Below are 12,014 nucleotides of genomic sequence, written 5' to 3'. Positions count from 1 at the left end.
ATCCTCGACGACTGGGGACCCGAACCGCTCACCGCCGACCAGCGCCGCGATCTGCTCGAGATCGTCGATGATCGCTACGACAAGGGGTCCTTGTTGATCACAAGTCAGGTCCCCGTGTCGCAATGGCACGACGTCATTGCCGATCCCACCCTTGGCGATGCGATATTGGACCGCATCATTCACAATGCGCACCGCCTCGAGCTCAAAGGCGACAGTCTACGGCGTCAGGCTGGCGAAAAGAAAAAACCGTGAGCACCTCGCGCACGATCGCCCCGCCGGCCCACAGGCCCCTCCCGCGCGCGTCGCTACGTCGCTCGTGGGGGCACTCCGCGCCGCGCACGGGGCCCTCCCATGGACCGCCGGAACGATCTTCGAACCAACCCGCCAGCCTTGACGAGGAGGACATTTCCAGCACACATAAATCCGTCAGCCGTGTTCGCCTCCGCCCTGATCACGATCACTGGAATCCGTGATCACCATCGCATGGAACACCTGATCACCATCCCTGGAATGCGCAGCTTGATGATAGCTTGTCGTGATTTCGAACCTACGACCTGACGCCGCGTAAGGATCAAGCGCTTTCTTCCGCTGCGCGCGCGCGGAGAGAGCATCGACGTTTTCCTCACTGAAGCGTACGATGCGTCTCGACTTGAGAGGAGATCCTCGCCGCTAGCGATACTGAACAATCCCGAGCCTCGGATTGTGTGCTTTGTCTTGCAAATTGTGAGCGAATATGGAGCCCCGGCGCCCGCGGTGGCGTTCGGTGGACCAGCAAAATTGCTATCGTTGATGACGAAGTTATCGGAAAACAGAACGTGGACGACGGTTCCGACGAGGGCTCGGAGATGAGCATCGCTCGAGAGGCGGGGCTAACAGTGCCCTGTTCCAGGGTAACGTTCTCACCGGTATCGTCTCAACCGCCGCTGTCTATGTCGCCTCGACCTCGCTGTGCTGACGCTCCTGCGTGCGCCCTCAATTGGCGATGCGCGGCGTACGCCGGATCGGCCTTGGGCGGAAGCTTGTCCACCGGCGCACGCATTGAAGAATGCATGAGAGCGGGTTCGCCGGGAAGCAGGTCGCTCTCACGGCGTGGGGGACAGGTCGGAAGGCACCTCGCAAACTACTACCGGCCCCTGCGCTCTGCGCCCGACGGGAAGATGGCGAATCATGCTGCCCAACCTTTGGTACGACGGGCCCAAAAGCTGCGGAGAGGCGACTGAACTGTCGCAACTGCAGGGTGCGGACGTCTCGCTTTGGCCCTTCGGCGCATGTTGCTGTGCGCGACCGTTCAATGAGGCCCTCGCTCCCCTACTCTTCCTCTTCCTCTAATTCGGTGCCCTGAAACTAGGACCCAGAGGGAATTTCGCGATACGCTTGGCAAAGCTGGACTGTGGCTCCCAATCTTTTCCTTCGCTCTTCTCGAAAGTGATGACCCCGTTGTGTGTAAAATTACGTGGTCCTTGGATATACAGTTTACTAATAGCAGAACGCGCCACAGATCACCTTTCTGGGTCGGCTTGTCATTGCGCTTCGGTAAGTAATCTACCACAGCTTCATCGATAGTGCATCGGCCTTGCCGAAGAAAATCGCCGAGCCGACCTTAGGTGGTAGTCACAAAGTCGAAGTTGGACAGATCATGCAGAAAGCGAACGTTTGCATTCGTTTCGCCATCTGCGACTTCACTGGCGATCAACGAGAGTGCGAGCGCGTGCCAGCCTAATTCCATCGGCTTCGCATAGGTTGACGCAAGTTCAATCGCACCATCGAGCCCGACTTTCCAGGCGACAACGTAATGTTCGTCTGATTTGTTGTTCTGGTGCCTAGTCCACGAAATGAAAACGAAGTCGTCTTCGCCAAGTTCAGCGACCCCCACATTTGAGGGACAAACTGTGCCACCTTTGAGACATTGGAGATGATTTGTTCTACCGTCTCTCCATCTTGCGCCCGCCAAATTGACTTTGAATCTCTCGATAAGGGGGCTGTCGATCGAGCGAATACGGCTGCTCATGGCGGCCGGGCAGGCGAGGCAGATCAGAAATGCACCCAGACAAATCCATAGCAGAGGTCTTGCAAACATTCTCTTCATAACCTCGGCGTCTCCCATTTCATCCAGAGACTTAGGCAGCACGTGACTTGAACTTGCTCTGAGCGAGAGGCAAGAAGTTAGCGACGACGCGATAAGGCTGTTCGACGCAGGCAGGGGTGCCTATGTCACGCGCCGCTAACTTCCCTGCCAGCGACAGCATTCAAATTGGCTGAGCTGGCGCGCCCAGCAGGAGCAGTCTGGGCATGCTGACGGATTGCATTCTTCGTGCCAGGCAATAGGCGAAAATACGCATCGGTTTGTGTCTTCTTGTCGCCTTTCCGACGTGCGCATGTTTCGATGCTTCGGCGTATCGGCCGCAGCTTGGACACCCTTGTCTCGCAGTAGAAGAAGCGAGCGCCTCGGGCGGATATCTGATCGAAGCCTGGAGTGCCGCTGTCACCATCTGAACCGTGTGCTTCGCTATCGGCGTCTTCGTTGACCTACATGCCGGCCAGCGACACGAAGCCGAGCTAGCCGCCGACGTTGAAGTATGGGCTGACAGGCAATCATCGGCGCGCCGCGTGTGGTGCTCGGGTGCGCTCGAAAGGCCTCGACTATCAATGCGGATCCTTTAGCCAAGAAGCGGCTGCCCGGTGCAGCTGCTGGGCAAGTCGCTGAAACGAAGCCGCGTCGAATGCTGCATCTGCTCGAAATGGCGATAGTCCTCGCCGCGAACGCTGCCTTTGTCCCTGCTATCCTCTCGCGTGCAGAGCCATCCCATGCCAGCTACCGATGCTCATTTGACACGTCTGATAGCGCCATCTCTGACCAGCCAATGTTTCCAGCTGGCGGTTAATCATCGGGACGCACGGTCATTCGCTTAGCAGATGTCGCAGATTAGCTTGGCACATAATCTGAGAGGTTGACGGGAAAGTTCTTCTACCGATAATCCAAGTCGTCGAGGTTCTCCGAGTCCTGTTTGATCCGGAGCTAAGAGGGAAGCCGGTGCAATGCCGGCGCTGCCCCCGCAACTGTGAGCGGCGAGCCACTGTCCAACGATGTCACTGAAGCCTGCACGGCTTCGGGAAGGCCGGACAGCAGCGATGACCCGCAAGCCAGGAGACCTGCCCCGGCAAAATATTGGTCCACGGGCGGGGTGTCTCGGTGGTGCGCCAAGCAGCTGTCGTACGTGCGACTTCCCTGCCTGCGTCCGCCATGGCCTTCTCCCCAACAGGGGTTAAGCTATGTCTCTTCTCTCTCTTCCGGTTGCTACGCTCGGGGCGCCACGCATCGGTCCACGGCGTGAACTAAAATTCGCTCTCGAAAGGTATTGGGCCGGAAAGATCAGCGAACAGCAGTTGCAAGAGGACGCATCCGGCCTGCGCGCAGCGAACTGGGCTCGTCAGAGCTCTATCGGCATCACGATCATTCCATCGAATGACTTCTCACTGTATGATCAAGTGCTCGATACAAGTGTCATGGTTGGCGCCATCCCGGAGATCTACGATTCGAAGGGAGAATCCGTTTCCCTTACGACGTACTTCGCCATGGCCCGCGGATCGCAGTGCGACGACCACGATCCGAGTGTCGGTCCGGGCCTGCGAGGATCTGGCGCACCAGCGCAGGAGATGACCAAGTGGTTCGACACCAATTACCACTACATGGTTCCAGAGTTTCACAAGGGACAGGCGTTCAGACTGCGTTCTCACAAACCCATTGAAGAATATGATGAAGCAAAGGCTCTGGGCTTTCAAACCCGCCCCGTCCTTATCGGGCCGGTCACATTCCTGAAGCTCGGCAAGAGCGCCGACAGCTCGTTCCAGCCCCTCTCTCTACTGGATGATCTGATACCGGTCTATATCGAGGTTCTTCATGAATTGGCCAAGCGAGGGGCAAGCTGGGTTCAGTTTGACGAGCCCTGCTTGGTCCTTGATCTGGACGAGGCAGCGCGAAAATCCTTGCTACATGCCTATAACCGGTTGGTAAAGGAGGCACCGGCCATCAAAATCTTGGTTGCCAGCTATTTCGGCGCATTAGGCGACAATCTGGATACTGCTTTGAACCTGCCGGTTTCCGGTCTGCACGTCGATCTGGTTCGAGCGCCGGAGTTATTGGATCAGATCATTGCTGACAGCCGAGCTGATCTCGTCTTGTCGCTCGGTGTGATCGACGGTAGGAATGTGTGGAGGACCAACTTGTCGTCGCTGCGCCAGAGGCTGGAGCCCGCGATTGCGAAGCTCGGTAAACACCGTGTACAGCTAGCTCCATCCTGCTCGTTGCTTCACGTACCGGTCGATGCTGAACTAGAGACCAAGCTCACTTCCGACGTCAAGAGCTGGCTCGCTTTCTCGGTTCAGAAGATGCGTGAGCTTGTGATCCTGGCGCGGGCACTGGCTGGCGACCAGAATGTTGGGCAAGCTCTTGCCGATTCGGAATGCGCTGTGACTGCCCGCCGGAGTTCGCCGAAGATCCATGACGCCAATGTTGCTCTCCGGATGAGGGCGGTCGACCAGAAAATGCGCCGGCGCGCGAGCCCATTTGCCCGTCGTTCCGAGATCCAAAGGGTGCGCTTCGGACTACCAGCGTTTCCTACGACGACGATCGGATCATTTCCACAGACTACTGAGGTCCGAATTGCTCGTGCGGCGCATGCGCAAGGCACGATGAGCGACGAACAGTATGACAGGTTCCTCAAGGAGGAGCTAGCCCGTGCTGTAAGTTGGCAGGAAGACGTCGGGCTTGATGTCCTTGTGCACGGCGAATTTGAGCGCAATGACATGGTGCAGTACTTTAGCGAGCAACTCGCCGGCTTCGCATCGACCAGCAATGGATGGGTGCAGTCCTATGGCTCGCGCTGCGTTCGGCCCCCGATCCTGTTTGGCGATGTAGTGCGGCCGAAGCCGATCGCCGTGGAATGGTGGCGCTACGCGCAGTCACTAACGAGAAAGCCAATGAAGGCGATGTTGACCGGACCGGTGACAATCCTGAATTGGTCGTTTGTTCGCGATGATCTTCCTAGAAGCGAGGTCTGTCGTCAACTTGCGCTCGCAATCCGAGGCGAAGTCCGCGATCTCGAGGATGCCGGTGCAGCCATGATCCAGATTGACGAACCCGCACTCCGCGAAGGACTACCATTGAACCGATCGGAGTGGAACGCATATCTCGATTGGGCAGGAGATTGCTTCCGCATCTGCTCGTCCGGCGTTAGCGATCAGACGCAAATCCATACACATATGTGCTACTCGGAGTTCAACGATATCATAGGGGCGATCGCCGCAATGGATGCGGATGTAATATCGATAGAGACGTCGCGCTCTAAAATGGAGCTGCTGGACGCATTCACAAAGTACAGATATCCAAATCAAATTGGACCGGGTGTGTACGACATCCACTCTCCACGCGTTCCCGGGACGAGCGAAATGAAGGAGCTGATGGTGTTGGCTCTGGCGCGTTTGCAGAAATCGCAGCTGTGGGTCAATCCGGACTGCGGCCTAAAAACGCGCACATGGGAGGAAGTGCGGCCCGCGTTGGCCAACATGGTCGATGCCGCCCGCGAGCTGCGCGCTGCATCCGATCCGCAAAACCATTGATTCCGAGCTTGGGTCTGTTGTTGACAAAGTTAATTCGCTAGTGGCCATTTGCGCGCTCCACAACGTCGAGGCAAGCCTTCGCCGACAGAAGTACCCGGCCCTTGATGGGCCGGGATGGAACGGCGGCCGATGAAACACGGTGACGCGTCGCGCTACTTTTCGCGGCCCGAGGGAGAATAGCCGACGGTTCCATCAAGAGTCCGGAAAGGCAGTTCTTCCTCAAACGCACGCCAATGGTTTTGCAGATGGAAGCTGCTATCCAAGCCAGATACGCCAATGTGTCGGCTCGCGAGGTGCTCTCCGCTATTCGCGTTGATCCATCCCCCGGACATAGGGCGGCAGGGAAACGCCACCCGGTGAATCGAATTATCTTCGATCACGGAAATCTCCACAAAGGGCGGCGCTATTTCGAACCGCTCCCAGGTCAAATCGCCATTAGATCCTGGACGGATTACATCGCTGCGGGCTGACAAACTCAGATAACCTTGTGAACAGTACGAACATCGCTTGGCTTCCGCGCAGACAGACTCACGCTCGATAGACGGTACGCGATCTCGATGGCGCCGGCCGCGACAGAGGACGGCCGTGCCGCCGGCTGGCATTTGTCGCTTTCCGCAAAAGCTAATGGGTCCAACATGCTGTCATGTCACATCCTTTGTTGGTGAGAGACTGTCTTGCCCGCGCGTCAGCATCGTGGATTGTCGGTGACTTCAAACGCGCACCCTCGCGAGCGCGGCAGATCGTTCAGCAAGAGGGGGAATACGTCGAGTTACATCGGGCTGATTCGCAGCTCGATGATGTAGAGGTCATCGCGAACGGCGCAGCTTGTCATGTTCGGGTCAGTGGCGTGCGGCTCTGGTGCGCTTGGCAGCTGTCTTAACAATCGGTCATTAGTGTCGGACGGAAAAGCATGATGGGGAATCAAGTATTTCGGTCAGCCATGCGTCTGACTTTAGGGGAAGAGCAACTCTGGCGGAAGTGAGCTGCCGCAGCATTGATACGGGTCAAAGCTAGTGCGCGTCCGAGAATAGCAGAGCTCGACCGGACGCCACGAGCCGGACACGCCCGGCAGAGACATTTCTCGGTCCCCGTTTTTGCATGAGGTGCCTACGGGGCCCCGGCGATCGGCCCAGAGTAGCGGGCGATATGACAATCGACAAGGGTGATCGCGCTCCTTCGAGGCAACAGGACCCTCAGCGGCGCGGTTTGTTCTTGGGGGAGCGGATAAACCCCTTTAGACGGTGATTGAGGCAGATCAAAAGCTCTCGGCCCGCAGTGGCAGTAATGGTCAGGCGAATCCAGATCGAGAGAAGACCATGCCTTCATTTAGCGTTCGGTTTATCAAGACCGTTTGTGACGACGCCGGCGGCGAACACCGTGCGTGCCAGGCAGCGTTAGATGTCGATGCCGCCTCGCTGAGGACTGTCGCTCAGCCGGCTGCCTCGATGATCTGGCTCGGATCCTTGCACGGAAACGCCTTCAAGTCGTCCCGGTTCGCGGATATTTGGTGGGGGATTCCATTGCTTTACGCGCGACACAGCGGGCGAAGGTGGCCCGGAAAATTATTTCAACTGACGACGTACACGTATTCGTCAGCTTCTGGCGCGACGATCGCGACACCGTTGTTGGGGCCGATGACGAAGATTGGCTCGCTAATCCTGATCAGGCATATGATCCATAGAGGTAGTTGCTAGCCGTCCGAAAATCGTAGGGCCTACTCGACAGGGCCACCAATTAGCTGAGGCTTCCGATGCTTTCTGCACATCACAGCTCGTTTCGATTGCGCTCTCAGCAGACGTAGCTGGGACGTGAGTGCTAACATTTTTCCCCACCGCCGGGGCGATCTTCACGCGCGTCTGAACGAATGCTGGAGCATCATTTAGCCGTCCCGCGACTTTAAAGAAGACTGTTGCTTCGATGTCACCAAATGAATGAATGACCGATCTACGCTCGTATCAAAAGAGAGACGATATGTTCGATATCTATCTGAATCGAAGACATCTCTTGGTCGTCCCGAGAGGCGTTGCGATCCCCGCGGGATTGGGTGGGAATTGGAAGCGAAAGAAGCGAGCGGTTCGTTCCGTGAGCGACGTCATTCGACATGATGTGCAACAGCGAGGCTACCACCGACGTCGTCTGATCCCCAATCGGCGGAAGCCGGCAGTTGAGACCGTGACACACTCTTAGACGGCACCCCCATGCTGCATCAATCTTCGGAACACTCTGGGGAGGGTGTCTCAGACACCGACCAAAGCGTTGGTTATCGCACCGGAAGCAAGCGGTTGTCGTGCATTAAGGACTTGAGGAAGACAGCTTCTTTTGAAAAGCTGAGCGCGGCTCAAGAGCTTACCTCAAGATCATTAATATGGAGAGTTTATTTGAGTCGATGGCGAGCACGTGAGTTTTCAGCTGTCCATTCTGAAAATACTTGCCGGCCAGCCACGCGGTCGGGCGAGCATCGAAGTCGTTAAGCAGCATTTGGCTATCTATTATAGCAGCGGCCCGGAATGGCCGGCTCGTATGAAGCGCATCGCAAGCCGCGCACCCCAACTCGATATTTTCGGCCAGAGGTTGATCGAGCGGGAGGCTGGATGCTGGATCATCAGCGAGGAGGGAAAAAAATATCTTGAGACACTCGAACAGCTAGATCGGACTGTCATGCAAGCTGAGGTCTGGCGAGAGAACGCGCAAGAGCCGATAGCTGAGCAGCCGCCTCCTTTGACTTTGCAGCTAGGAATGAACGTGGGCAAAAAGTGCCCCGCAAGCGATTGAGCGTAGGTAAGCCGCCATCGGCTTAAAGGCGCTCGTCGCTCATTATCTTGCCGATTGATTGTGATGTACTTCGCCTAGATCGCGAGGTTCGATTTAGGGCCGTGTCCTTTTTTATGGGTGTGATGACGTGGTTCGAGGCGTCCAGCAGTCTACTCAATTGAAACTCAACGATGGAAATTCTCGGGTCTGCGTGCACATTACCTGATCGGGAAGGTCGGCCATCTCTCAGCGCCGCGGCCGCACGAAGTTTACAGTTCCAGAGCTTCATTATATCCGGACGCTTTCGACTCGTGATCGAGTCTATATGTACGCGTGACTGCCTATAATGGCGTCGCTTTTTACGGTCGTGTCGCAGAGAAAACCGTGTTACAAGCCACGCCTCTCAAAAGGAGCATACATCGTGAAAAAAGCAACCAAGAAACGCGTTATGCGACGCGAGTGGACGAAAGCAGAAATCAAAGAGCTCAAAGTCCATTCGAAGGCCAGAACCCCCGTAGTCAAAATTGCAAAGATGACCAAACGAAGCGTCGGTGCGCTCCGCCAGAAGGCCCTAAACCTCGGAATTGGACTCGGACATCAGCGATAGCGTTGGGTGGCGCCGGCAATGGCGCGGTAGGGCGGCTTGCAGGCCGCCCTCAGGGCCGCAAAAATTTGCCGCGACTAGCTTTACCCATGAACGCCCGAGCAATCTCCTCTGCATCAGCAGAGTTCCGGCTAAGCGCTTGTTGATCGGATGATCGAGTCGAATTGTGGATCAGATCCGTTATTCCAACCCTTCTTCGCGTTGGTCAAGTAAGGAGCAACGTTGCATGATCCGCTAGTCCAAATGCACGGGGCGGTTTTGGAGAGTAGGCTTGTGTAAGACAAGCTGGCCAGAGCTACAATCCAGTGTGTTGACCGCTAACGACGGGGTCACAGGAAGTTGCGTCGGGATCGCTTCCTCTTTGACAAGACTGCTGGGGGGCCTGCCAAGTGTGATATCCGCGATATGAACGGCGTCTTCGCCGCAGGCAAACTTCCGTATAGTACTTTCCAACCTTCTCATATCCGCGATCAATGTTCGTGCAATTGAGCGCTCGCTTGGTTTCGTGTAGCTCTCGAGCAATTGGCAAAGCGATGCCAGTTAAGTCTTCGCCGTCCGGACGAATTGATCGAGCGGCTCCCCAAGGCGTGAGTCTATGAGTCCTCGTGGGTTTCAGACTTTGTACGGAAGCAGCTGCTCTCAAGTGCTCCTGTGGCTGGCTTTGTTTCGCCCAATCGAGCTAACGCCGACGGCGAGCCCGCTTCAAGCACGAGTGTCTGAACGATGAGCATACGTTCTGGCCGTTCGCCAGCGGTTTGTTTTCTCCTCGGTCTTCCACGATCCGGGACCACGCTCCTGGCGCATCTGCTCCAGCATCATCCAGACATTGTGGCTCCCCCTGAGCCCTGGTTGATGCTGGCGCTTGAAGCGTTTGGCCGGGTGGATTCTTGCCATCCGGTGGGGAGTGCACTGATTGAGGCCGCGACCTCTCAATTCTTGGGGCGGATAAGTCGCGCGGCGGCCAGCCGCGCTTTTGCGGATGCAGCATACGATCAGTATCTCGCAGAAGCGGGCAAGCGGGTCATCTTAGACAAGACACCACGATATTGGACGGTTCTTGATTTTCTCGATTCGGTCTACCCAGAAGCGCCACATATCCTTCTGATGCGCAATCCCTATGCAATCGCTGCTTCCTTGAAATCTACGTGGGGCATCCCGCTCCGGGCAGAAAGCTCGCATACTGTCAGCGTCTCCAGTATCGTCGATCTCATGCTCCGTATGCCCGACGTGATCATATCCTCGCTTGCCGATTTAGTTCTGGGCCTTCCTAGGTTAGCTGCGCACCGTACTCGCCCGCAAACACACTGGGTGCAATACGAGATGTTCGTGGCGCATCCTGACGAGGAAGTTCGGCGGCTGCTGGCGGCGCTCGAGTGTGATCCAGCGGCTTTCACATCTTCGGACATGAAACAAGCAGATTATCTCCGAACCAGCAGCTTCGGAGACCGAAAAATACTAGAACGAACCACCATCGACCAAGGTTCTGTTGAGGCATGGCGATCTCAATTGAGCGTCGAAGAGATGCAAACAGTGACCAATCTGGTCGGCGCCGAGCTTTTTCTAGAACTCGGATATGAGGAGGAACTGCTGCACGCCCGGAAAGCCGGAGTTATGGACACGGGACAGGAGGTAACCGAACTCTATCGGCGGATATTTCGGACGTGGTGGCGTTTCCGAACTACAAAGAGGGGAGCGTTATCGGCCTCCTCTCATGCTGAAGCGGCAGTCCACACCGCCTGGAATGTCTCGGACAATCGCGACGCGGCTATCGAAATGTTGCGGGACGAAGTCGCGCGACTGGAGCAGATCCTCAATATCTCCTAATGTAGTCCGAGTGCTTGCAATGAAAACACGCGCGTTAATTTTGCCAGTATCCTTGACGCCCATCAGGAACCACCGGGGGCAGCGGCGGAATGCGATATACGTGCCACGTCTTCAAGTCTTCTCATGAGTAGAGGGTAGGGGTCACATAAAGCTGATATCGGCTGGGCGCTCATGCATAGTTATCGCGTTTTCCGTTGAAATAGATGCCTTCTTGCTTAAGCGACCGCCACTGCCGCCGATGTTGTCAATTTCACGACCGCTGCGTCCATGGAGATCTTGATCCCACGTTCGTCAGCGCGCCAGCAAAGGTCGCACTGGTGATTTGGCGGCCCTGATCCATGTAGAGGATCTTCGGAGTCCCGTACTTCGCAGCCGCCTCGGCGAGAGCGCCGCGTCACAACCGCACGGCTCGCCCCCTCGATGACTGTCGAAGAGGTAAATAAAGCGCGGCCATGGGAGATACGTTATGTGCGCTGACGATAGTTGGTTTGTCTGGCCGATCGTCATTGCACAAGAACTAGGAAAGATCTTGCCCGGCCGGCTCGTCCTGTTCGGCCTTGCTCTCAGTAGGGCGTTGCCCATCCTCCGCATCGACCGCTGCGCGTGCGTAGAATTGGACCTAATGCCGCTCAACTATCAGCACCACGATTATCCGCGCCGAGCCCCGGAACGGCCAGGCCGAGGACAGCTCTTCGGGACGCCGCATCGGGCAAGGTCGGCGTTATCGACCGGACGGGAGACCCGAGGGCGCGCGATACTAAGCAACATTGCGTCGGCTCCGTTGCCGCCGGATTAACGGCGCCGCCGATGGAAGCTTGTAGGATCGAGCATGTGCTGCAGAGGCGTCAACGGCAGCACAGCGGCTCGGAAGTGAGGTTCACGGGATTCGCAACAACTCTAGGTGCTTGCGTCGATGATGTCTCGCTACTCACCTCGGAAGCCGCGCTTTGTGCCAACCGCAAACACGGCAATCTGACCCAGCAGGATCGATTGATCTGACGTTACGCCCCGTAAAGTGGAGTATAGAGCCGAGAGGCGCTGCCAAGGCGATCCCTTTACGAAAGAGATATGTCTGTTTCACGCTCTCCGGCAATTCAGTGCAGAAAGTACAGCGGCGCCGGGCGGTTCGCCGGAGACGTCAAACTGATCGTTGTTCACGCCAGATACAAAGTCGCCAGTTGTAATCGAGCTCGACACGACCTCGGCCTGCCAAGGCCGT

The 12,014-nt window shown here is 56.7% G+C and carries 5 protein-coding genes and 1 riboswitch; of the genes, 4 read left to right on the top strand and 1 reads right to left on the bottom strand.

Annotation, left to right across the window (positions count from 1 at the left end; genetic code table 11):
* Nucleotides 1–252: ATP-binding protein (locus BM222_RS37655; RefSeq protein ID WP_177243711.1), on the top strand; the 252-nt coding region annotated here is incomplete at its 5' end.
* A gap of 1,348 nt (nucleotides 253–1,600) precedes the next feature.
* Here BM222_RS37655 and BM222_RS42650 read toward each other — a convergent pair.
* Nucleotides 1,601–2,086, bottom strand: a complete 486-nt coding sequence (locus BM222_RS42650; protein ID WP_244547416.1) for a hypothetical protein — start codon at nucleotides 2,084–2,086, stop codon at nucleotides 1,601–1,603.
* A gap of 884 nt (nucleotides 2,087–2,970) precedes the next feature.
* Nucleotides 2,971–3,172, top strand: a riboswitch (cobalamin riboswitch).
* A gap of 98 nt (nucleotides 3,173–3,270) precedes the next feature.
* On the opposite strand from BM222_RS42650, the gene metE reads away from it, so the two are divergent.
* From metE to noeE, 3 genes are all read left to right on the top strand, one after another.
* Nucleotides 3,271–5,616, top strand: coding sequence for a 5-methyltetrahydropteroyltriglutamate--homocysteine S-methyltransferase (gene metE, locus BM222_RS37645; protein ID WP_092239689.1), 2,346 nt, complete (start codon nucleotides 3,271–3,273; stop codon nucleotides 5,614–5,616).
* A 2,397-nt stretch (nucleotides 5,617–8,013) separates the two neighbouring features.
* Nucleotides 8,014–8,388: a hypothetical protein gene (locus BM222_RS41600; RefSeq protein ID WP_177243710.1), complete on the top strand. Its 375-nt coding sequence runs from the start codon at nucleotides 8,014–8,016 to the stop codon at nucleotides 8,386–8,388.
* A gap of 1,306 nt (nucleotides 8,389–9,694) precedes the next feature.
* Nucleotides 9,695–10,795: a nodulation protein NoeE gene (noeE, locus tag BM222_RS37620; RefSeq protein WP_092239686.1), complete on the top strand. Its 1,101-nt coding sequence runs from the start codon at nucleotides 9,695–9,697 to the stop codon at nucleotides 10,793–10,795.
* Nucleotides 10,796–12,014 lie beyond the last annotated feature (1,219 nt).

Origin of the sequence: Bradyrhizobium sp. Gha (assembly GCF_900113735.1) — a bacterium.
In the GTDB taxonomy this organism is placed as follows: Bacteria; Pseudomonadota; Alphaproteobacteria; order Rhizobiales; family Xanthobacteraceae; genus Bradyrhizobium.
The sequence above is the reverse complement of the archived record's forward strand: the minus strand, read 5'-3'. Positions and strand labels throughout refer to the sequence as shown.